Here is a 21,836-nt window from a genome sequence, read left to right on the forward strand (position 1 = left end):
CGCATTCAAAGGATGCGCATTATAGGCACGCCACAAGCCCATGTCAAACATTTGCTGATGGTGCGCAGAAAAGGGGGCTCATCAGAGCCCCCTTCATCATTCAAGCAAATAGCTTACTTGACGATCTTAGCTACAACGCCAGCACCGACAGTACGACCACCTTCGCGAATTGCGAAGCGTAGACCGTCGTCCATGGCAATCGGAGCGATCAAGGTAACAACCATTTGCACGTTGTCACCAGGCATAACCATTTCAACACCTTCCGGCAGTTCACAAGTACCCGTTACATCGGTGGTACGGAAGTAGAACTGAGGACGGTAGCCCTTGAAGAAAGGCGTATGACGACCACCTTCTTCTTTGGACAGAACGTAAACTTCTGCTTCGAAGGTAGTGTGCGGATGAATACTGCCTGGCTTGGCCAGTACCTGACCACGCTCGACGTCATCACGCTTAGTACCACGTAGCAGGGCGCCAACGTTCTCACCAGCACGACCTTCGTCGAGCAGCTTGCGGAACATTTCAACGCCAGTAACGATCGTTTTAGTGGTGTCACGAATACCGACGATTTCAACTTCTTCGCCCGCTTTCACGATACCGCGCTCTACACGACCGGTTACAACAGTACCGCGGCCAGAGATAGAGAACACGTCTTCGATCGGCATCAGGAACGGCTGGTCGATCGCACGCTCCGGCTCAGGAATGTAATCATCCAGAGCTTTGATCAGATTAGCAACGGCGGTGGTACCCATTCCGTTCTCATCTTCACCGTTCAACGCCATCAGCGCAGAACCTGTGATGATCGGCGTGTCGTCGCCCGGGAAGTCGTACTGATCGAGGAGTTCACGAACTTCCATCTCTACCAGTTCGAGCAGCTCTTCGTCATCAACCATGTCCGCTTTGTTCAGGAACACAACGATGTACGGTACGCCAACCTGACGAGACAGCAGGATGTGCTCGCGAGTTTGCGGCATCGGGCCGTCAGCGGCAGAACATACCAGGATCGCGCCGTCCATCTGCGCAGCACCGGTGATCATGTTCTTGACGTAGTCAGCGTGTCCTGGGCAGTCAACGTGCGCGTAGTGGCGCATTTCAGACTGGTATTCCACGTGGGACGTAGCGATCGTGATACCGCGCTCGCGCTCTTCAGGAGCGTTATCGATAGACGAGAACTCGCTCCAGTCGCCGCCGAAAACTTCAGCAGACACGCGGGTTAGGGCCGCTGTCAGAGTCGTTTTACCGTGGTCGACGTGACCAATGGTGCCGACGTTGACGTGCGGTTTGGAACGTTCAAATTTTTCCTTAGCCACTGCTATAACCTCTTTACGTTAGCTAACGGTTAACCGTTTTGATTGATGACGGCTTCAACGACGCTGGAGGGCGCCTCCTCGTACTTCGAGAACTCCATAGAGTAGCTCGCACGGCCCTGGGATTGCGAGCGTAGGTCGGTTGCGTAACCGAACATCTCACCCAGCGGTACCGTTGCACGAATGACTTTACCTGCGGAAGAGTCATCCATGCCCTGCACCAGACCGCGACGACGGCTCAGGTCGCCCATGACGTCACCCATAAACTCTTCGGGGGTCACGATTTCGACCTTCATCACCGGCTCCAGCAGCACGGCCTTGGCCTTCCTGGCACCTTCTTTAACGGCCATAGAAGAAGCAATCTTGAACGCAGTCTCGTTAGAGTCCACGTCGTGAAAAGAGCCATCGAACAGCGACACTTTAACGTCGATCATCGGGTAACCCGCGATGACGCCGTTTTTGAGCTGCTCATAAGCACCCTTCTCAACCGCGGGGATGTATTCCTTAGGAACCGTACCGCCCACGACTTCAGAGTTGAATTTGAAGAAAATTTCATCTTCGCCTTCACCCTTTTCTGCTGCAGTCAGCGGCTCGATACGCAGCCAAACGTGACCATACTGACCACGACCACCGGACTGACGCACGAACTTGCCTTCTTGCTCAACGCTGCCGCGAATCGTTTCGCGGTAGGCTACTTGAGGCTTACCGATATTAGCTTCAACCTTGAACTCGCGACGCATACGGTCAACGATAATGTCCAAGTGAAGCTCGCCCATACCAGAAATAATCGTCTGGCCGGTTTCTTCGTCGGTTTTAACTTGGAAGGAAGGATCTTCCTGAGCCAATTTGCCCAGAGCAACACCCATCTTCTCTTGGTCACTCTTGGTCTTCGGCTCAACAGCAACCGAAATAACCGGATCCGGGAACTCCATACGCTCGAGAACAATTTTGTTGTCGATATCGCACAGTGTGTCACCGGTGGTGACGTCTTTCAGACCGATACAAGCAGCGATATCGCCAGCCAGGATCTCTTTGATCTCTTCGCGTGAGTTGGCGTGCATCTGAACGATACGACCAACGCGCTCTTTCTTCTGTTTAACGGAGTTATAAACGCCGTCACCAGATTTCAGAACACCCGAATAGACGCGGATAAAGGTCAGCGTACCAACGAAGGGGTCGGTCGCGATCTTGAACGCCAGCGCCGCAAACGGCGCGCTGTCATCGGCGATACGTGTGGCAATGGTACCGTCTTTATCGTCAAGCTCACCTTCGATCGCCTTAACTTCAGTCGGCGAAGGCATGTATTCGATAATGCCGTCCAACACTGCTTGAACGCCTTTGTTCTTAAAGGCAGAACCACAGGTGACCAGCACGATGTCGTTACGCAGAGTACGCGCGCGCAGACCAGCCTTGATCTCTTCGATGCTGAGTTCAGTACCGTCGAGATACTTCTCCATCAGCTCATCAGAGCCTTCGGCAGCGGCTTCAACCATTTCTTCGCGATACTTCTCAGCCGTTTCTTGCAAGTCAGCAGGAATATCGACGAGCTCATAGTTCATACCCAGACTTGCCTCATCCCAAAGGATGGCTTTCATCTGGAGAAGGTCGATAACGCCTTTAAAGTCTTCTTCCGTGCCCCAGTTAATCTGGATCGGCACAGCGTTAGCACCTAGACGCTCTTTGAGCTGCTCAACAACCATGAAGAAGTCAGCGCCGGTACGGTCCATCTTATTGACGAACACCATGCGCGGAACTTCATACTTGTTGGCTTGACGCCATACAGTTTCGGTCTGGGGCTGAACGCCGGAAGAACCACACAGTACAACCACGGCACCATCGAGTACGCGCAGAGAACGCTCAACTTCAATCGTGAAGTCAACGTGCCCTGGGGTGTCGATAATATTGATACGGTGCTCAGGAAACTGCTTGCTCATGCCTTGCCAGAAGGTAGTAACAGCAGCAGAGGTGATAGTGATACCACGCTCCTGCTCCTGCTCCATCCAGTCTGTCGTCGCAGCACCGTCGTGCACTTCACCCACTTTGTGGGAAAGGCCGGTGTAGAACAGTACGCGCTCAGTTGTCGTGGTTTTACCCGCGTCAACGTGAGCAACGATACCGATATTGCGATAACGATTCAGTGGAGTCTTGCGTGCCACGATGAAACTCCCATTTGTTGGCGATGCTCGTTAATTTAGCGGCGCATGCAAGCGAGGCTTATGCTACCGCCACTACCCTAGAAGGATAGTGGCTAAGTATTGCAACACAGCGACTCAGCGTACATTCGCATGCTGAACTACGTGCATATATAAACCCGAACTTAAAAACGTCGTACTCAAAAACGCCGAGTTTAAAAACGCCGATTTTAGAAACGCCGAATTTAAAAAATCTAAAAACGCGAAATCTAGAAACGGTAGTGCGAGAAGGCTTTGTTGGCTTCTGCCATGCGATGCACGTCTTCGCGCTTCTTAACAGCAGAACCTTTACCTTCAGCAGCATCCAGCATTTCACCAGCCAGACGGTGCACCATGGTTTTCTCACCGCGACGACGCGCAGCGTCTACCAGCCAGCGCATTGCAAGCGCTTGACGGCGTGACGGACGAACTTCAACCGGCACCTGATAGGTCGCACCACCCACACGGCGCGACTTCACTTCGACCATAGGCTGGATGGCTTCCAACGCCTTGTCGAAGATTTCCAGCGGATCTTCTTTACTACGCTCGGCAACCTTGTCCAACGCACCGTAGACGATGCGCTCAGCTATGGACTTTTTGCCGCTGACCATCAGGTGGTTCATGAACTTCGCCAGACGCTCACTTCCGAACTTAGGATCCGGCAGGATGTCGCGTTTAGCTACTACTCTTCTTCTAGGCATGATAAGCCCTCAATTAAGGATCTTTCAGGTAAACCCGGGACTCGTGCTGCGCCTACTAGTACTCGCGGCGCCCGACCTTACTCTTATCAGACCGTCAAATTCGTGAAAAACGTTACTCAGCAGACTCTAAGCGTAGACTTAGGACTTAGGACGCTTAGTACCGTATTTAGAACGACCCTGACGACGATTTTGAACGCCGGAGGTGTCAAGGGCGCCACGAACGGTGTGATAACGCACACCTGGCAAATCCTTTACACGGCCGCCACGAATCAAAACGACAGAGTGTTCTTGAAGGTTGTGACCTTCACCACCGATGTAAGAAGATACTTCGAAACCGTTGGTAAGGCGCACACGGCAAACCTTACGCAGGGCCGAGTTAGGCTTCTTCGGGGTGGTGGTGTAAACGCGCGTACATACGCCGCGTTTTTGCGGACAGGCCTGCAGCGCTGGCACGTCACTTTTGGTGACGGGGCGCTTGCGCGGCTTGCGCACTAGCTGATTAATCGTTGCCATGGTGTTTAGCTGACTCCAATGGTTGCCTTAGCCTTTTAACAAATACAAGCAGCGGATGCGGGCGCACCCACCCCACTGTTAAAGGCTGCGCATTCTAAAGGCTGACCCTATGTGGCGTCAAGCCTTGCCGGCGGTTTAACCGGCAAGACTGCGCTTTTCAGGTCAGCTATTCGTTTTACTTACGTTTTCACTTACTGTCTTCACTTACTATTTCTAGTCCCAGCGTTACAGCTCATCGTCAGAATCGAGAGCGGTTAGCTGAGCACCTAGCTCCTGCTCTACCTCGGTGGCCGAGGGGTTGAACAGTTGCTCAACGTCTTCGCGCTTGCGACGACGCTCTGCGTGGTGAGTCAAACCCGTACCGGCTGGTATGAGACGACCCACTACCACGTTTTCTTTCAGGCCGCGCAGATAATCGCGTTTGCCGGTCACCGCTGCTTCGGTCAGTACTCGTGTTGTCTCCTGGAAGGAGGCCGCAGAGATGAACGACTCGGTGGCCAAACTGGCCTTGGTAATACCCAGCAGCATACGCTGATACTTAGCCGGGAATTTCTTCTCTTTCTCGAGACGAACGTTCTGCTCCAGCACGCGAACCAGCTCAGCTTGGTCGCCGGTGATGAAATCAGAGTCACCTGAGTCGGTAAGCTCTACCTTGCGCAGCATCTGACGCACGATCACTTCGATGTGCTTATCGTTGATACCTACGCCCTGCAGACGATAAACGTCCTGCACTTCGGCAGTGATGTACTTGGCAAGTTCCTCAACACCCAGCAAACGCAGGATATCGTGAGGATTGCTCGGGCCATCAGAAATAACTTCACCCTTCTCGACGGCTTCACCTTCGAAGACGGCGATTTGACGCCATTTCGGAATCAAGGCTTCAAACGGATCGCCAGACTCCGGGGTAATCATCAAACGACGCTTACCTTTAGTTTCTTTACCGAAGCTAACAACACCGCTGATTTCCGCCAAGATAGACGACTCTTTCGGCTTACGTGCTTCAAACAAGTCAGCAACCCGTGGCAGACCACCGGTGATATCTTTGTTAGCCGAAGCCTCTACAGGAATACGGGCAACCACTTCACCCACACCGATAGTGACACCGTCATCAACCGAAATAATCGAGTTACCAGGCAGCAAGTACTGTACCGGCGTGTTTGAACCGGAAACAGACACGTACTCGCCCGCGCTATCTTGCAGCATTACCATCGGGCGCTTATCGCGACCAGAGATCGGACGTGCCGCCGATTCGATAACTTCAATAGAAGACAGGCCGGTCATTTCATCGACGCTGCGGTGCATGGTGACACCTTCGTCGAGATCGATAAACTGCGCCTTACCTTCTACTTCAGCAACGATCGGGTGAGTGTGCGGATCCCATTTAGCAACAATGGCACCGGCATCAACGACATCGCCGTCACGTACGGAAAGCTCAGCACCATAGGGCAGCTTGTAGTACTCACGCTCACGGCCATGCTCATCGGCAACTGCCAAGGCGCTGGAACGAGAGACCACGACCAATTTGCCGTCGACACGCTCAACGTGCTTGATGTTATGCAGACGAACCTTGCCACCGTGCTTAACCTGTACGCTGTCAACCGCAGAAGAACGCGATGCCGCACCACCGATGTGGAACGTACGCATGGTCAGCTGGGTACCCGGCTCGCCAATTGACTGTGCCGCGATAACGCCGACAGCCTCGCCAATGTTGACCTGATGGCCACGCGCCAAGTCACGACCGTAACAAGAAGCACATACACCGTGAGCAGTTTCACAGGTAATGGTCGAGCGCACGATAATTTCGTCGACACCCATGGTGTCAAGCTCGGCGCACCACTTCTCGTCCAGCAATGTTGTGCGAGGAATCAAGATCTCGCCGGTACCCGGATGCACGACTTCTTGTGCAACAACACGACCCAACACACGCTGAGAGAGCGGTACAATGATGTCGCCGCCTTCGATGATCGGGTGCAGCGTCAAACCGTTCTCAGTGTCGCAATCAACTTCGGTAATAACCAAGTCTTGCGCCACGTCGACCAGACGACGCGTCAGATAACCGGAGTTAGCTGTTTTTAGTGCCGTATCCGCCAAACCTTTACGCGCACCGTGAGTCGAGATGAAGTACTGAAGTACGTTCAAACCTTCACGGAAGTTGGCAACAATCGGCGTTTCGATGATCGAACCATCCGGCTTGGCCATCAGGCCACGCATACCGGCCAACTGACGGATCTGGGCAGCAGAACCACGCGCCCCGGAATCAGCCATGATGAAGACGCTGTTAAACGAATCCTGCTCAACTTCGTTGCCATCACGATCGATGACGGTTTCTTTAGAGATACCGACCATCATCGCCTTGGCGACTTTATCGTTGGCCTTGGACCAAATATCGATAACCTTGTTGTACTTCTCACCCGCTGTTACTAGGCCAGAAGAGAACTGGTCTTCAATTTCTTTAACTTCGGCTTCAGCGGCGTCAACAATCGCGGTTTTTTCATCGGGAATAACGAAGTCGTTAACACCGATAGAAGCACCGGACCAGGTGGCCAAACGGAAGCCGGTATACATCAGTTGGTCAGCGAAGATAACGGCCGGCTTCAGACCAGCACGACGATACACTTCGTTGATCAGACTGGAGATCGCCTTCTTCTTCATCGGCTGATCAATCAGCGCGAACGGCACGCCTTCCGGTAAAATACGGAATAGCATGGCACGACCCACCGTCGTGTCATAAATGCGGCGGTGGAAGCTGCGCTCGCCAGTTTCTTCTTCTACGTCGATCTCGTCTAAACGCACTTTGACACGAGCGTGTAGCGCGACCGACTGAGTACCAAACGCGCGCTCTACCTCGTTGAGGTCAGAGAACACCATGCCCTCGCCTTTGGCGTTGATCTTTTCGCGGGTCATGTAGTACAGACCCAGAACAACGTCTTGCGACGGTACGATAATCGGCTCGCCGTTAGCAGGCGACAGCACGTTGTTTGTCGCCATCATCAGCGCACGCGCTTCAAGCTGCGCTTCCAGCGTTAACGGTACGTGTACCGCCATCTGGTCACCGTCAAAGTCGGCGTTGTAGGCAGCACAGACCAGCGGATGCAGCTGAATCGCCTTACCTTCGATCAACAGCGGCTCAAACGCCTGGATACCCAAACGGTGAAGCGTAGGCGCACGGTTAAGCAGTACCGGATGCTCGCGGATAACATCGGCAAGGATGTCCCATACTTCCGGCAACTCGCGCTCAACCATCTTCTTGGCGGCTTTAATCGTCGAGGCGTAGCCCAGCGACTGAAGCTTGGAGTAGATAAACGGCTTGAACAGCTCCAGCGCCATTTTCTTCGGCAGACCACACTGGTGCAGACGCAGCGTCGGGCCCACGGTGATTACTGAACGGCCCGAGTAATCGACGCGCTTACCCAACAAGTTCTGGCGGAAGCGGCCCTGCTTACCTTTGATCATGTCGGCAAGTGATTTCAACGGACGCTTATTAGAGCCCGTGATCGCACGGCCACGACGACCGTTATCGAGCAACGCATCAACGGCTTCTTGAAGCATGCGTTTCTCGTTGCGCACAATGATATCCGGCGCATTAAGATCCAGCAGACGCTTCAAACGGTTGTTGCGGTTGATCACACGACGGTAAAGGTCGTTGAGATCAGAGGTCGCGAAGCGGCCACCGTCCAGCGGTACCAGCGGACGCAGATCCGGCGGCAGCACGGGCAGCACTTCCATGACCATCCACGCGGGCGCATTGCCAGAGTGGTAGAACGCTTCAAGCAGTTTCAGGCGCTTAGAAAGCTTCTTGATCTTGGTCTCAGAGTTCGTCTGCGGAATTTCTTCACGCAGATGATTAATCTCTTCTTCCAGATCGATGTCTTTCAGCAGTTCTTGAACGGCTTCGGCACCCATGCGGGCATCAAAGTCGTCGCCAAACTCTTCCAGTGCCTCGAAGTACTGCTCGTCGTTCAGCAGCTGACCGCGCTCTAGCGTGGTCATGCCTGGATCGATCACCACAAAGCTTTCGAAATACAGCACGCGCTCGATATCACGCAACGTCATATCGAGGAACATGCCGATACGCGACGGCAATGACTTCAGAAACCAAATGTGAGCGACCGGTGAGGCAAGCTCAATGTGCCCCATGCGCTCACGGCGCACGGCGGCTTTGGTGACTTCAACGCCACATTTTTCGCAGATAATACCGCGATGCTTCATGCGCTTATATTTGCCGCACAGGCATTCGTAGTCCTTTACCGGGCCAAAAATCTTGGCGCAGAACAGGCCGTCCCGCTCCGGTTTAAAGGTACGGTAGTTAATGGTCTCAGGCTTCTTCACCTCGCCAAACGACCAGGAGCGAATCATGTCCGGCGACGCCAGGGTAATCTTGATCGCGTCAAATTCTTCGGACTGAGACTGCGATTTGAGTACTTTCACCAAATCTTTCATGGGACGGCTCCTAGCTCTCTAACTCGATATCGATGCCCAGCGAGCGGATTTCCTTCACGAGTACGTTGAAGGATTCCGGCATGCCTGCCTGCATGGTGTGGTCGCCATCCACGATGTTTTTATACATCTTGGTGCGGCCTTCGACGTCGTCCGACTTGACGGTGAGCATTTCTTGTAGCGTGTATGCCGCGCCGTAAGCTTCCAACGCCCACACTTCCATCTCACCGAAGCGCTGACCACCGAACTGCGCCTTACCACCCAAGGGCTGCTGGGTAACCAGCGAGTAAGAACCGGTAGAACGCGCGTGCATCTTGTCGTCTACCAAGTGGTTAAGCTTCAACATGTACATATAGCCGACGGTAACCGGACGATCAAAGACGTCACCGGTACGGCCATCAAACAGGGCCATCTGACCTGACTCAGGAATGTCCGCCAGTTTCAGCAGATGCTTGATTTCGTGCTCTTTAGCACCGTCAAACACCGGCGTCGCCATGGGCACACCGCCTTTCAGGTTCTTCGCCAGCGCGATGATTTCATCATCGGTCAGAGAATCGAGATCTTCAACGCGAGTACCTGGCGTATTGTAGATCTGACCCAAGAAGTCGCGAATTTCGGCAACTTGTTGACCGCGTGCATCGCGCAGCATGGCTTCAATCTTGACGCCTAAGCCACGTGCCGCCATACCCAAGTGAGTTTCAAGGATCTGACCGACGTTCATACGTGACGGTACACCCAGCGGGTTAAGCACCACGTCGACCGGCTCGCCCTTCTCATCGAACGGCATATCTTCAATCGGCATAATCGCCGAGATAACACCTTTGTTACCGTGACGACCGGCCATCTTATCGCCCGGCTGAATGCGGCGCTTGACGGCCATATAAACTTTGACGATTTTCAGCACGCCCGGCGCGAGGTCATCGCCCTGGGTTAACTTGCGCTTCTTATCTTCAAAGCGCTCGTCCATTTCTTTACGACGGTTTTCCAGCTGTTCGTCGGCCTGAGCAAGCAGCTCATTAAACGACTCATCCTGCATACGCAGTTTGAACCACTGCTGACGTGGCAGCTCTTCAAGATAGGCATCATCAAGCACATCGCCTTTCTTAAGGTTCGGGCCGCCGTTAACCGCTTGACCTTCCAGGGTGCGCTGAAGACGCTCAAACGTCGCTTCTTCGGCAATACGGTATGTTTCTTGAAGGTCCTTACGAACCTCATCAAGCTGCATCCGTTCAATGGTCAGCGCGCGCGAATCTTTCTCTACGCCATCACGGGTGAAGACCTGGACATCAATGACCGTCCCTTTCATGCCGGTAGGGGCACGCAGCGAGGTGTCTTTAACGTCAGACGCTTTCTCACCGAAGATGGCACGCAGCAGCTTCTCTTCTGGCGTCAGCTGGGTTTCACCCTTCGGCGTTACTTTACCAACCAGAATGTCACCAGGGCCTACTTCAGCACCGATGTAAACGACGCCGGCTTCATCCAGTTTGGAGAGCGCGGATTCACCTACATTAGGAATATCGGCAGTGATTTCTTCCGAGCCCAACTTGGTGTCACGAGACACACAGGTCAGTTCCTGAATGTGAATCGTAGTGAAACGGTCTTCTTGAACCACCCGCTCAGAAAGCAGGATGGAGTCTTCGAAGTTGTAACCGTTCCAAGGCATGAACGCGATGCGCATGTTCTGGCCCAGGGCCAGATCACCCATGTCGACAGACGGGCCGTCGGCAAGAATATCGCCGCGCGCTACGCTGTCACCAGGACGCACGATGGGGCGCTGGTTCATACAGGTGTTTTGGTTCGAGCGGGTGTACTTGGTCAGGTTGTAGATATCAACACCGGCTTCACCGCCGATGATTTCATCTTCATTGACACGTACGACCACGCGGCGAGCGTCAACGGAGTCAATCACGCCGCCACGGTTCGCGACCGCACAGACACCGGAGTCACGAGCAACAAAGCGCTCCATGCCGGTACCTACCAGCGGTTTATCAGCACGCAGTGTCGGCACTGCCTGACGCTGCATGTTCGAACCCATCAAGGCGCGGTTGGCGTCATCGTGCTCCAGGAACGGAATCAATGCCGCAGCGACCGAAACTACCTGACGAGGCGATACGTCCATCAGGGTAACCTGCTCGGGACGCATAAAGGTGGTTTCACCGCGGTGACGCACCTGCACCAGGTCATCGGTCAGCTTGTTAGACTCATCGACCGCCGCCGACGCCTGAGCGATAACGAAATCGCCCTCTTCGATCGCCGAAAGGTGAACGATGTCGTCAGTCAGCTGGCGATCAACCACTTTCCGGTACGGCGTTTCTAGAAAGCCGTAGCTGTTGGTGTGGCTATATGTTGCCAAGGAGTTAATCAGGCCGATGTTCGGGCCTTCTGGCGTTTCGATTGGGCATAGACGCCCGTAGTGCGTGGCGTGTACGTCACGTACTTCGAAGCCAGCACGCTCACGGGTCAAACCACCGGGGCCGAGTGCAGACACACGACGCTTGTGGGTAACCTCAGAAAGCGGGTTGTTTTGGTCCATAAATTGCGAAAGCTGGCTGGAACCGAAGAACTCTTTCACCGCCGCCGCTACGGGCTTGGCGTTGATCAAGTCTTGGGGCATCAGGCCTTCGCTTTCCGCCATGGAAAGACGCTCTTTAACGGCGCGCTCTACGCGCACTAAGCCAACGCGGAACTGGTTTTCGGCCATTTCGCCTACACAGCGAATACGGCGGTTACCCAGGTGATCGATATCGTCAACGTCACCGAAGCCGTTACGAATACTGATCAGCTCGCGCAGCACGTCGAGGATGTCTTTGCGATCCAATACCCCAGAGCCTGTGTCAGTCTCGCGACGCAGGCGACGGTTGAACTTCATGCGGCCAACGCCCGACAGGTCGTAGCGGTCCTCAGAGAAGAACAGGTTGTTGAACAGCGTCTCTGCAGACTCTTTAGTGGGCGGCTCGCCTGGACGCATCATGCGATAAATTTCGACCAATGCTTCAAGCGCGGAATTCGTAGCATCCAGCTTCAAGGTATCGGAGACGAAAGAACCGCAGTCTAGATCGTTGGTGTACAGGGTCTCAATCAGCGCAATGCCGCCCTGAGCCATACGCTCCAGCACTTCCGGGGTGATCTCGGTATTACACGGACAGATCAGCTCACCGGTTTTAGTGTCGATTTGGTCTTTGGCTAGCGTTTTACCAAAGAGATACTCCATCGGCACATCCAGGCGCTCAAGGCCGGCTTTTTCAAGCTGACGAATGTGCTTCTGGGTAATCCGACGACCTTCTTCAACAATCGTCTCACCGGCGGTATCTTTGATATCAAACGTAGCGGTTTCACCGCGTAGACGCGACGGCACCAGCTCCACAGAGAAACCTGATTTCTCGATGTGGAAGACGCTGGTTTCAAAGAATTCGGCCAGGATCTCTTCGGTGCTCATTCCCAGCGCACGCATCAACACCGAGGCCGGTAATTTACGGCGACGGTCAATACGCACAAAGACGTTGTCTTTGGGATCAAACTCAAAGTCTAACCAGGAGCCACGGTAAGGAATAACGCGGGCTGAGTAGAGCAGTTTGCCGGAAGAGTGGCTCTTGCCTTTGTCGTGATCGAAGAACACACCGGGCGAGCGGTGGAGCTGGGAAACGATAACCCGCTCAGTACCGTTGATAACAAAGGTACCGTTCTCGGTCATCAGGGGGATTTCCCCCATGTAGACTTCCTGCTCTTTTATATCTTTGATTGCTTTGTTCGAAGAGTCGCGATCATAGATGATCAAGCGAACCTTAACGCGCAGCGGAGCGGAGTAAGTGACGCCGCGTAGCTGGCATTCCTTAACATCGAACGCCGGCGTGCCGAAACGGTAGCTGACATACTCAAGCGCCGCATTGCCGGAGAAGCTCTCAATCGGAAACACGGACTTAAACGCCGCGTTCAGGCCGACTTCGTGACGCTCGTCGGGCGAACGATCTTGCTGGAGGAAGTCGTAATAGGAATCAAGCTGGATAGCCAACAAGTAAGGCACATCCATCACTTGGGGCAGTTTGCCGAAATCCTTGCGGATGCGTTTTTTCTCAGTATATGAGTAAGCCATCTGTATTCCCCAGCTTGTTCACCATGGGTGACCGATGCGTGGTCATCGCTGCCCGGCGGGCTTCGTCAGACGCAGACAGCAAGCTCCTAAATCGGTAGCTCGCCGTCGAAAATCTAGTTCGATAACACTGTAGTCGATAACACTATATTCAATTACGTTCTTACATTTCTGCCGCTGCTGCTAGTAAACATCAGTTACAACAGAAAAAGGCCGGCAGCGGGATATCCCGCCGCCAGCCGTGGAAGCTTACGCAGCGCGCAAAGCCGTCCGCACAAAAATTACTTGAGCTCGACGGTGGCGCCCGCTTCTTCCAGCTTAGCTTTAGCAGCTTCAGCGTCGTCTTTAGACAGGCCTTCTTTGATGGTCGCAGGAGCGCCATCAACAGCGCCTTTAGCTTCTTTCAAGCCAAGACCGGTGATCTCACGAACTGCTTTGATCACGTTAACTTTCTTCTCACCAGCAGAGGTCAGAACAACGTCAAACTCAGTCTGTTCTTCAGCAACTTCGCCGCCAGCAGCAGGACCAGCCATAACGGCAGCCGCTGCAGAAACGCCGAATTTCTCTTCCATTGCTTCGATCAGCTCGACAACTTCCATTACGGACATGTCGGCTACTGCATTGATGATATCGTCTTTGGTCAGTGCCATTGTCTCATTCCTAACTTTGCGGGAGTCTCGGTCAGCCGAGAACTCAGGATTCATTGCTTGGTTCAGGCAGCACGCCGATAAAACAGTTCACGCTGCCTGCAAGAAACGCTGCTTATGCAGCTTCTGCTTCTTGCTTCTGATCGCGCAGGGCGGCCAGAGTACGAACCAGCTTGCCAGCGGAGGCTTCTTTCATTACCGACATCAACTTGGCAATTGCTTCGTCGTAAGTCGGTAGGGTTGCTAGACGATCGATGTCAGCAGCCGGAATCAGCTCACCTTCGTAGGCCAACGCTTTCACTTCGAAGTTTTTGTCTACTTTAGCAAACTCTTTGAACAGTCGAGCGGCAGCGCCCGGGTGTTCTGTAGAGAAGGCCAACAACGTAGGACCAACGAAGCTATCGTTTAAGCACTCCCACTGAGTGCCCTCGAGTGCGCGGCGAGCCAACGTGTTACGGACAACACGTAGCTCTACGCCATTCTCACGCGCCTGCTTACGCAGATCGGTCATTTTACCAACCGTTACGCCGCGAGAATCAGCAACTACGACGGAGAGTGCGCCCTTGGCCGCTTCACTGACCTCGGCAACAATCGCTTTCTTGCCTTCAAGTGCTAGTGGCACAGTGATCACTCCTTCGTGCCGGAACCCAAGAAGGTTCCGGTGGTTACCATCTCTTCCCACACCGCCCTGCCATACAGCTAGAAAGCGTGAGAAGCCTTAGGGATGGTGCTCACCAGAAAGCTGCTTAAAGCTTTAACCAACTGGCGGCCACACCATCTGCGCAGGCGCTTATGGGGCAATTAAGCCGCCCTTGTGCGTACAAGCTGTACGTACTAAGTGCGGCACCTGCGGTCTTTGACGATGCCCCGGCCAGTGGTAGTCACCAAACGGGGGACCGCAAAGTTCTTGCTCTGTTCTTTCAAAAAAACCAACGATCGCCCGCTTTACGCAAAAGCAGAGTGATCGATTGTTAGACCCGGGCCCATAGTAGTGGACAGCGTCATTTTTTTGAAGTAAATGCCTTTCGACGCGCTCGGCTTGAGGCGCTTAAGGTCGGCAACCAGTGCTTCTAAGTTACCGTTAATGGCTGCTACGTCAAAATCCACTTTACCCAGGGTAGTGTGGATAATGCCGTTTTTGTCGGTACGGAAACGTACCTGACCAGCTTTAGCATTCTTAACCGCTGTCGCGACGTCAGGCGTCACGGTGCCAACTTTGGGGTTAGGCATCAGGCCGCGCGGACCTAAAATCTGACCCAGCTGACCGACAACGCGCATTGCGTCAGGAGAAGCGATAACGACGTCAAAATCCATCACGCCTTTTTTCACTTGCTCAGCTAAATCTTCCATGCCCACAATGTCGGCGCCCGCTTCTTTAGCGGCTTCGGCATTGGCACCCTGAGTGAAGACCGCGACACGTACATCTTTACCAGTGCCGTTAGGCATAACCGTAGCGCCACGCACTACCTGGTCAGATTTACGTGGGTCAACGCCTAGGTTGATGGCAACATCAACAGACTCTTTGAATTTAACGGTAGACAGCTCAGAGAGCAGCGCTACGGCTTCTTCAATAGAGTAAGCTTTATTAGTGTCTACTTTCTCGCGAATTACCTTCGCACGCTTAGACAGTTTAGCCATGATCAAAGACCCTCCACGTTTAGGCCCATGCTGCGAGCACTGCCAGCAATGGTGCGCACTGCGGCGTCAAGATTAGCAGCCGTCAAATCAGGCTCTTTAGTCTTGGCGATCTCTTCAAGCTGCTCACGCGTAACGGTACCGACTTTCTTCTTGTTCGGCTCACCGGAACCCGACTTGATACCAGCGGCTTTTTTCAGCAGCACGGCAGCAGGCGGTGTTTTGGTGACGAACGTGAAGCTACGGTCTGAGTAGACAGTGATCACAACTGGCGTCGGCAGGCCCGGCTCAATTTCTTGAGTCGCGGCGTTGAACGCTTTACAGAATTCCATGATGTTCACGCCGTGCTGACCCAGTGCTGGACCTACCGGCGGACTTGGATTGGCTTTACCTGCAGCAACCTGCAGCTTGATGTAAGCCTGTACTTTCTTGGCCATCGTTTTTACTCCAATTGGGTAATAACGCCCGAAGGCTCCCCGGTACCAGCGAAACGGCTATTTAGCCGCCTCGCACGAATATCGTGCTTACTCTTTCTCAACCTGCGAACTTACTCTTTTTCAACCTGAGAAAATTCTAACTCAACAGGCGTAGAGCGCCCAAAGATCAGCACGCTGACCTGCAGGCGACTCTTTTCATAATTCACTTCTTCAACGACGCCGTTGAAATCTGCAAACGGACCATCGACTACACGCACTGACTGACCCGGCTCAAACATTGTTTTGGGCCGCGGCTTGTCAGTACCATCTTTAACGCGCAGCAAAATAGCATCCGCTTCGCGAGAGGTAATAGCAGCCGGCTTTTCTTTGGTACCGCCAATGAAACCCATAACGCGGGGTGTTTCATTAACCAGGTGCCATGTTTCGTCGGCCATTTCCATCTCGACCAATACGTAGCCGGGATAGAATTTTCGCTCACTCTTGCGTCGCTTACCGTCACGCATTTCGACGACTTCTTCTGTCGGCACCAGAATCTCGCCAAAGCGATCTTCCATGCCATACATCTTCACACGCTCAATCAGTGAACGCATGACATGCTTTTCAAACCCAGAATAAGCGTGAACGACGTACCAACGTTTGGACATGAAAACTCCTAACCAATGACGCCGGACATTGCCCAGCCAAGAAGAGTGTCAATCAACCACAGCATCAAACCCACCACAACAACAGCCACCAGAACAATTGCGGTGGTCTGAATTGTTTCGGGACGGGTCGGCCATACAACGCGCTGAATCTCTTTCTTGGCGCTAACGGCTAGCTCCACTAAATCACGACCTTTGGCAGTGGTCAGCGCGATCAAACCAGCAATCACACACAACACCACTACGCCAATGACGCGGTAGAGCAGGCCAATATTGGCGAAATAGGTATTACCAACGACAGCAACGACAAGCAGCGCTATAACCGCTGCCCACTTGAGCCCGTCATGGCGCGCCTGTTGCACCTCGGTACCGTGCTTTACAGAACCAGGCTTCATAAAACGAGACTCCTTAGGGTGCAGCTACAGTAAAGGAATTCTGAAAAATAACATGCCAACCTGGGGAAGGTTGGCAGGCCAGGAGGGACTCGAACCCCCAACCTGCGGTTTTGGAGACCGCTGCTCTGCCAATTGAGCCACTGGCCTGTATCATCACATTGCACAAGCGCTTTAAAACGCCTAGACAACAGCGGGCGCCATGGTAGCGGAGAAAACCACTCCTGGCAACCCCCACCCTGCACTCAGGCACCAATCTTCGCCTAACTACAGAAACAAAAAAAGCGAGCTCGGCTCGCTTTTTTCGCAATATGGAGCTCATGGACGGAATTGAACCGTCGACCTCACCCTTACCAAGGGTGTGCTCTACCCCTGAGCTACATGAGCGAAACACATCAACTGGAGCGGGCGGCGGGAATCGAACCCGCACCATCAGCTTGGAAGGCTGAGGTTCTACCTTTGAACTACGCCCGCGAACCTGTCTCGAATGACAACCCGCTGCGCCGCCCTGCCAATCTACAGCTTGGTAAAACTGAACTGTAGACCGTGCCCGCTACCGGCTTTTCATTCTACGCCATCGAAAGCAATCTCATCGAAAACAATCGCTGGCATATAAATCTGGTGGAGAGAGAAGGATTCGAACCTTCGAAGCTTACGCGGCAGATTTACAGTCTGCTCCCTTTGGCCACTCGGGAATCTCTCCAACGTGGCGGCACATTATGCCAACCTCTATCACAGTGTCAAGCCAGATAATCACTTATTTATCAAAGCTCATCGCATAACTTTTAGCGAAATGTTGCATCTGTGACACGCCCTAGAGCGCGCTGCATTTTGTCAAAGCAGCATTGAGAATGCAAGTCCTGCACGAATCTTTTCTAGCGAAACAGGTTCAGGTACTCGCGGCGCGCCGGACATTTTACCCGCTCGCTCAGCGAAGGTCATTGGAAAACAGGCCTCTAGTCCGCCATAAACCATATCGGGCCATACCGCATGAGGCACTTGCACGCCCCGCGACACTACCCGCGCATCGCCACCGGTTAGCAACATCGGCAGTGCAATGCCCTCCTGATCGCACACTTCACTATAGATGCGATTAATAGCACTGACCGCCGCCATATAGATACCGTGATTCACCGCGTCAACCGTCCGCCGGCCAGGCTCTAGCAGCTCGTCGGCCTCGCTTTCTGGATCGATCGCTACGTTGCGGGTGCCAAGTTTTAAACTCTCTTTCATCAGCCGCAGGCCGGGAATGATATAGCCACCGAGATGACTGCCTCCCGGCAGTACGAAGTCGATAGTAATTGCGCTACCGCAGTCCACCGCGCAGCACCCACCGGCCAACTGATAGCCGGCCAGCGCTCCCATCCAACGATCGACACCTAAGCGCCCAGGCTCTTCATAGCCGTTAATAACTCCCAGCGCTTCATACGTCGAGTGGGCAACGTGCACATGGCGAACGCGGCGGCGCAGTAACGCGACCGTCTCCTCCAACACCGCCGCTCGCGCCACGCTGGAGATACGCACCGCCTCGACGACATCGAGATCGGGAATATCAGCTCCGGGGCGCCACTCTTCACGCGTCCAGACTGCCCCGCGTGAACGTATCTCGCTACTCTCGGCATCCTTCAGCCGCCATTTAGACAGCGTGTTGCCGATATCAAGATCCAGAATCATAAACGCCTACGCACGCTGATCTCACCGCCAGCGAGGCGTCGAGAGTGATCATTTTCAGTAACCCACAGATTACCACTCTCATCCACGTCCCCTGCGACGGCATCACTGGTTTGTTGTCCTTGAATAACGCGAACGGGCAGCCCTGCATAGGCATGACGATCATTCCAGCCATCGCGCCAAGCACTAAAACCCACTCGCTCAAAATTAGCCAGCATGGACAATAAACCCGCCACCACATCGGAGGCCAGCTGGTTACGCGAGATATCGGGCAGGCGCTCGAAAAGCGCCGCTACAGGTTGATCAATCGCGGCGCGCTGTGCAGCCGGTAGCCACAGATTCATACCCATGCCGATCACCACTTCACACGGACCGCCAGCATCCCCCGTGACTTCGACAAGAATACCGGCCAGCTTGCCCAGTTCACTATGCGCGCCAGCGTCGCCCGTCGGTGCCTGCTCAGAGAGCAAAATATCGTTCGGCCATTTCAACTTCGGCGCCACGCCGTGCTGCTCAAGCACCTGGGCCACGACCACGCCGACCGCCAGACTCAAACCTTCCAGCACCGCAATACCGGATTCAAACCGCCAGCCCAACGAGAGCATGAGGCTTTGCCCCCAGGGCGTCGACCAAACCCGCCCACGCCGGCCGCGCCCAGCGGTTTGCAGCTCAACCAAACAAACTTCGCCATGCCCGGCACCCTGCTCAAAACGCTGGCGCAGATACTCATTGCTGGAGGGCAACTGATCTTCAACAAACAGCCGCGTAAGGTGATGACGCGCTTGAGCAGGCAGCCGCTCAACGATTTTAGCGCCCTCCAGGGGCTCCAGCCGCTGCGACAGTCGATAGCCGCGGCCTTTCACTGCGATAATTTCAACGCCCAGCACTTCTAATTTTTTTAACTGCTTCCACACCGCAGCACGAGAAATACCCAGCGTCTCACCCAGCTGCTCGCCAGAATGAACCTCGCCATCGCTTAATAAACGCATCAGATTACCGATGGTCATGCTCCTGCCCCAGTGGGAAAAGCGCTATTCTAGCGGATGGAGCCCCAGTCCGAAAACTTTCCTGGGGGCGACGAAGGTCGATAAGTGCGCCAGTAATATCAGCGAAGCCTTCAACATGGTAGAATAATCGTTGGACGCAAGCCCTGAGCCAAGATGGTCGGCATTTGCCAGCCCTTGCGACCCGCATTTTCCGACCCGTGGACAAACGGGTGTTCACAAGAGTTCTCTCCCAGCATGCAAAACCAGCAAAATTCCAGCGCGGTTAATAACCTGCGCAACGTAGCGATCATTGCCCACGTTGACCACGGCAAAACAACTCTGGTCGATAAACTCCTGAGCCAGTCCGGCACCCTTGACCGCAAAGCGGAAGGTCAAGAGCGCGTTATGGACTCAAGCGATCAGGAAAAAGAGCGCGGCATTACTATTTTGGCCAAGAATACGGCCATCCAGTGGCAAGACAGCCACGGTAATGACTACCACATCAACATCGTGGATACGCCTGGGCACGCCGATTTCGGCGGTGAAGTTGAGCGCGTTATGTCGATGGTCGACTCGGTACTACTATTAGTAGACGCCGTCGACGGTCCGATGCCGCAAACTCGCTTTGTAACCCAAAAGGCGTTCGCCCAAGGCCTTCGTCCGATCGTGGTCGTCAATAAAATTGACCGCCCCGGCGCTCGCCCTGACTGGGTTATCGACCAGATTTTCGATCTTTTCGACAACCTGGGCGCATCCGACGAACAGCTCGACTTCCCGATCATCTACTGCTCTGCCCTAAACGGCATTGCGGGTATGGATCCTGACGCGCTGGCTGACAACATGGATCCCATGTTCCAAGCCATCGTCGATATCGTTGAGCCGCCTCAGGTTGAGCTTAACGGCCCCTTCCAGATGCAGATCTCTGCACTGGACTACAACAGCTACGTAGGCGTTATCGGCCTTGGCCGCATCAAGCGCGGCGCGGTGAAGCCGAACCAGCAGATCTCAGTGATCGGCGTTGACGGCAACGTACGCAAGGGCAAAATCGGCCAGGTCATGACGCATATGGGTCTTGAGCGTGTGCAGACCAACGAAGCCACCGCAGGCGACATCGTTTGCATCACCGGCATCGATGATCTATCGATTTCTGACACCCTGTGTGATCCTGCGAATGTCCAAGCACTGCCGCCGCTATCTGTCGACGAGCCGACCGTTTCGATGACCTTCCAGGTCAACGATTCACCGTTCGCAGGTAAAGACGGTAAGTTTGTGACCAGCCGTAATATCAAGGATCGTCTTGAGCAAGAGCTGATTCACAACGTAGCGCTGCGCGTTGAACAGGGCGAAACCCCTGAGAAATTCAAAGTGTCAGGCCGTGGCGAACTGCACCTTTCGGTGCTGATCGAAACCATGCGTCGTGAAGGCTTTGAGCTGGCCGTTGGCCGCCCAGAAGTTATCATCAAAGAAATCGACGGCGAGAAGCAAGAGCCGTACGAAGAAGTCATCATCGACTGTGAAGAGCAGCATCAAGGCTCTATCATGGAAGAGCTGGGTTACCGCAAAGGCGAGATGACCAACATGCTGCCCGATGGTAAAGGACGGGTTCGCCTCGACTTTATTATTCCTGCACGCGGTCTGATCGGTTTCCGCGGTCAGTTCCTGACCCTGACCTCCGGCACCGGCATTTTGACCAGCCGCTTTGATCACTACGGTCAACTGAAGCCTGATGCCTCTATCGAGCGTCGTAACGGTGTATTGGTCTCGATGGTTGACGGCAAAGCCCTTGCCTATGCGCTGTATGCACTGCAAGAGCGCGGCAAGCTGATTATCGATCACGCCACGGAAGTTTACGAAGGCATGCTGATTGGTATCAACAATCGTGCTAACGACATGGTGGTTAACCCCACTAAAGGTAAGAAGCTCGACAACATGCGTTCTACCGGTAACGACGAGAACATCGTGTTGACGCCGCCGGTGAAATTCTCGCTGGAGCAGGCGATTGAGTTCCTCGATTCCGACGAGCTAGTCGAAGTAACGCCGGTACACATCCGGTTGCGTAAAAAGCTGCTCAAAGAAACCGAGCGTAAGCGTTATAGCAAGAAGTAAGCCTATTAGTCGTATAGGTAAATCATTAAAGCCCGCGCAAGCGGGCTTTTTTGTGCCTGTACGCCGCGCTTTTCAATGTTTCATTAACCGCGAGCCAATTGCCAAGCC

At 53.9% G+C, this 21,836-nt stretch carries 16 protein-coding genes and 4 tRNA genes; 2 read left to right on the forward strand and 18 right to left on the reverse strand.

What is annotated here, in order from left to right; all coding sequences use genetic code 11:
• Positions 1-113: 113 nt before the first annotated feature.
• Both tuf and fusA read right to left on the reverse strand, forming a co-directional pair.
• On the reverse strand, positions 114-1,307 hold the full coding sequence (tuf, locus tag ACT3RP_RS16785; RefSeq protein ID WP_444625742.1) for an elongation factor Tu: 1,194 nt from the start codon (positions 1,305-1,307) through the stop codon (positions 114-116).
• A 29-nt stretch (positions 1,308-1,336) separates the two neighbouring features.
• Positions 1,337-3,460: an elongation factor G gene (fusA, locus tag ACT3RP_RS16790; protein WP_444625741.1), complete on the reverse strand. Its 2,124-nt coding sequence runs from the start codon at positions 3,458-3,460 to the stop codon at positions 1,337-1,339.
• Positions 3,461-3,605: 145 nt separating this feature from the next.
• Between fusA and ACT3RP_RS16795 the strand changes: the two genes are divergently transcribed.
• Positions 3,606-3,773: a pentapeptide repeat-containing protein gene (locus ACT3RP_RS16795; protein ID WP_444672415.1), complete on the forward strand. Its 168-nt coding sequence runs from the start codon at positions 3,606-3,608 to the stop codon at positions 3,771-3,773.
• Here ACT3RP_RS16795 and rpsG read toward each other — a convergent pair.
• The 16 genes from rpsG to ACT3RP_RS16875 form a co-directional block, all read right to left on the reverse strand.
• Complete coding sequence (gene rpsG, locus ACT3RP_RS16800) at positions 3,706-4,176, reverse strand: 30S ribosomal protein S7 (protein WP_096276536.1); 471 nt, start codon at positions 4,174-4,176, stop codon at positions 3,706-3,708. The two genes, ACT3RP_RS16795 and rpsG, sit on opposite strands and share 68 nt — an antisense overlap.
• Positions 4,177-4,314: 138 nt before the next feature.
• Positions 4,315-4,689 (reverse strand): 30S ribosomal protein S12, encoded by a 375-nt coding sequence (gene rpsL, locus ACT3RP_RS16805; protein WP_008959173.1) that lies wholly within the window; start codon positions 4,687-4,689, stop codon positions 4,315-4,317.
• A gap of 225 nt (positions 4,690-4,914) precedes the next feature.
• Positions 4,915-9,129 (reverse strand): DNA-directed RNA polymerase subunit beta', encoded by a 4,215-nt coding sequence (rpoC, locus tag ACT3RP_RS16810; RefSeq protein WP_444625740.1) that lies wholly within the window; start codon positions 9,127-9,129, stop codon positions 4,915-4,917.
• A 10-nt stretch (positions 9,130-9,139) separates the two neighbouring features.
• Entirely contained in the window at positions 9,140-13,216 is a 4,077-nt protein-coding gene (gene rpoB, locus ACT3RP_RS16815) for a DNA-directed RNA polymerase subunit beta (RefSeq protein WP_193063240.1), read from the reverse strand.
• Positions 13,217-13,494: 278 nt separating this feature from the next.
• On the reverse strand, positions 13,495-13,863 hold the full coding sequence (rplL, locus tag ACT3RP_RS16820; protein WP_096276542.1) for a 50S ribosomal protein L7/L12: 369 nt from the start codon (positions 13,861-13,863) through the stop codon (positions 13,495-13,497).
• Between the two features lie 112 nt (positions 13,864-13,975).
• Entirely contained in the window at positions 13,976-14,482 is a 507-nt protein-coding gene (rplJ, locus tag ACT3RP_RS16825; protein WP_096276544.1) for a 50S ribosomal protein L10, read from the reverse strand.
• Between the two features lie 323 nt (positions 14,483-14,805).
• Positions 14,806-15,498, reverse strand: coding sequence for a 50S ribosomal protein L1 (gene rplA, locus ACT3RP_RS16830; RefSeq protein ID WP_193063242.1), 693 nt, complete (start codon positions 15,496-15,498; stop codon positions 14,806-14,808).
• Positions 15,499-15,500: 2 nt separating this feature from the next.
• The gene (rplK, locus tag ACT3RP_RS16835) at positions 15,501-15,932 is read right to left on the reverse strand and encodes a 50S ribosomal protein L11 (protein ID WP_007112017.1); all 432 of its coding nucleotides are present in this window, start codon (positions 15,930-15,932) and stop codon (positions 15,501-15,503) included.
• Positions 15,933-16,042: 110 nt separating this feature from the next.
• The gene (nusG, locus tag ACT3RP_RS16840; RefSeq protein WP_096276548.1) at positions 16,043-16,576 is read right to left on the reverse strand and encodes a transcription termination/antitermination protein NusG; all 534 of its coding nucleotides are present in this window, start codon (positions 16,574-16,576) and stop codon (positions 16,043-16,045) included.
• Between the two features lie 8 nt (positions 16,577-16,584).
• A complete protein-coding gene (secE, locus tag ACT3RP_RS16845; RefSeq protein WP_193063244.1) occupies positions 16,585-16,968 on the reverse strand; it encodes a preprotein translocase subunit SecE in 384 nt (127 codons plus the stop codon).
• A gap of 71 nt (positions 16,969-17,039) precedes the next feature.
• Positions 17,040-17,115: transfer RNA gene (locus ACT3RP_RS16850), tRNA-Trp, on the reverse strand.
• Positions 17,116-17,277: 162 nt separating this feature from the next.
• Positions 17,278-17,352: transfer RNA gene (locus ACT3RP_RS16855), tRNA-Thr, on the reverse strand.
• Between the two features lie 13 nt (positions 17,353-17,365).
• A tRNA-Gly gene (locus ACT3RP_RS16860) sits at positions 17,366-17,439 on the reverse strand.
• 145 nt (positions 17,440-17,584) lie between these two features.
• Positions 17,585-17,668 (reverse strand) — tRNA-Tyr (locus tag ACT3RP_RS16865).
• 131 nt (positions 17,669-17,799) lie between these two features.
• Positions 17,800-18,639 carry a type III pantothenate kinase gene (locus ACT3RP_RS16870; protein ID WP_096276552.1) on the reverse strand — a complete coding sequence of 280 codons (840 nt, stop codon included), beginning with the start codon at positions 18,637-18,639 and terminating at the stop codon, positions 17,800-17,802.
• Positions 18,636-19,643, reverse strand: a complete 1,008-nt coding sequence (locus ACT3RP_RS16875) for a biotin--[acetyl-CoA-carboxylase] ligase (RefSeq protein WP_483394192.1) — start codon at positions 19,641-19,643, stop codon at positions 18,636-18,638. The genes ACT3RP_RS16870 and ACT3RP_RS16875 overlap by 4 nt, the downstream gene beginning before the upstream one ends.
• 234 nt (positions 19,644-19,877) lie before the next feature.
• Between ACT3RP_RS16875 and typA the strand changes: the two genes are divergently transcribed.
• Positions 19,878-21,728: a translational GTPase TypA gene (gene typA, locus ACT3RP_RS16880; protein WP_444625738.1), complete on the forward strand. Its 1,851-nt coding sequence runs from the start codon at positions 19,878-19,880 to the stop codon at positions 21,726-21,728.
• Positions 21,729-21,836: the final 108 nt, after the last annotated feature.

The sequence above is a fragment of the Halomonas sp. AOP5-B2-8 genome (assembly GCF_052376475.1).
In the GTDB taxonomy this organism is placed as follows: domain Bacteria; phylum Pseudomonadota; class Gammaproteobacteria; order Pseudomonadales; family Halomonadaceae; genus Vreelandella; species Vreelandella casei.

Coding starts and splice junctions, on each gene's coding strand:
- ACT3RP_RS16870 (WP_096276552.1), bottom strand. CDS start 18,639: ATGATTCTGGATCTTGATATCGGCAACACGCTGTCTAAATGGCGGCTG.
- rpsL (WP_008959173.1), bottom strand. CDS start 4,689: ATGGCAACGATTAATCAGCTAGTGCGCAAGCCGCGCAAGCGCCCCGTC.
- rpoB (WP_193063240.1), bottom strand. CDS start 13,216: ATGGCTTACTCATATACTGAGAAAAAACGCATCCGCAAGGATTTCGGC.
- secE (WP_193063244.1), bottom strand. CDS start 16,968: ATGAAGCCTGGTTCTGTAAAGCACGGTACCGAGGTGCAACAGGCGCGC.
- ACT3RP_RS16875 (WP_483394192.1), bottom strand. CDS start 19,643: ATGACCATCGGTAATCTGATGCGTTTATTAAGCGATGGCGAGGTTCAT.
- typA (WP_444625738.1), top strand. CDS start 19,878: ATGCAAAACCAGCAAAATTCCAGCGCGGTTAATAACCTGCGCAACGTA.
- rpoC (WP_444625740.1), bottom strand. CDS start 9,129: ATGAAAGATTTGGTGAAAGTACTCAAATCGCAGTCTCAGTCCGAAGAA.
- rplL (WP_096276542.1), bottom strand. CDS start 13,863: ATGGCACTGACCAAAGACGATATCATCAATGCAGTAGCCGACATGTCC.
- rplK (WP_007112017.1), bottom strand. CDS start 15,932: ATGGCCAAGAAAGTACAGGCTTACATCAAGCTGCAGGTTGCTGCAGGT.
- nusG (WP_096276548.1), bottom strand. CDS start 16,576: ATGTCCAAACGTTGGTACGTCGTTCACGCTTATTCTGGGTTTGAAAAG.
- rplA (WP_193063242.1), bottom strand. CDS start 15,498: ATGGCTAAACTGTCTAAGCGTGCGAAGGTAATTCGCGAGAAAGTAGAC.
- rpsG (WP_096276536.1), bottom strand. CDS start 4,176: ATGCCTAGAAGAAGAGTAGTAGCTAAACGCGACATCCTGCCGGATCCT.